This window comes from Fictibacillus arsenicus (genome assembly GCF_001999465.1).
Lineage (GTDB): Bacteria > Bacillota > Bacilli > Bacillales > Fictibacillaceae > Fictibacillus > Fictibacillus arsenicus.
The window spans coordinates 1-729 of record NZ_MQMF01000069.1 but is presented as its reverse complement, the minus strand read 5'-3'; the positions used below and the strand labels follow the sequence as shown (position 1 = coordinate 729).

Below are 729 nucleotides of genomic sequence, written 5' to 3'. Positions count from 1 at the left end.
GCACGGCGCCGACGATCACGGCGAGCGTCGCCCACGAAGACCGTGCGCTGGCCGAACACGGCCTTGGCCCACGATCACGGACGCCAGGCCCACGAGGATGAGGCCGATGCCCATGGAGATGTCCGCGAAGCCCTGGTACATGGCCAGCAGGGAGCCGCCGAGGGCCACGAGGCCGTTGGAGATCATGAGGCCGAGGATCTTCATCCGGTCCGTGGAGACGCCGTACGAGCGGATCATCTCCTCGTTGTCACCGGTCGCCTGCAGGGCGAGGCCCAGGTCCGTGTGCAGGAACCAGTCGAGGATCAGCTTCACCACGAACACGCCGAGGAAGAGCACGAGGATCGAGCCCCAGTTCCGAGCCAGGCCCAGGTCGTCGAGCCACGTGAACAGGGTGTCCTGGCCGAGCAGCGGGATATTGGCCTTGCCCATGATCCGCAGGTTGATCGAGTAGAGCGCGATCATCGTGAGGATGCCGGCGAGCAGGCCGTCGATCCGGCCCTTGGTGTGCAACAGGCCGGTGACGAGGCCCGCGAGCGCGCCCGCCACGAAGGCGGCGAGCATGGCCAGGGGCACCGGCGTGCCGCCCGTGATGAGCACGGCGGCCGTGGCGGCGCCGGTGGTGAACGAGCCGTCCACCGTGAGGTCGGGGAAGTCGAGGATGCGGAAGGTCAGGTACACGCCGAGCGCGACGACGGCGTAGATCAGACCCAGTTCCACTGCGGTCAGCAT

The 729-nt window shown here is 67.9% G+C and carries 1 pseudogene; it reads right to left on the bottom strand.

The annotated features are described in order from the left end of the window. A pseudogene (locus UN64_RS21855) lies at positions 1-729 on the bottom strand (ABC transporter permease); the annotation flags it as partial.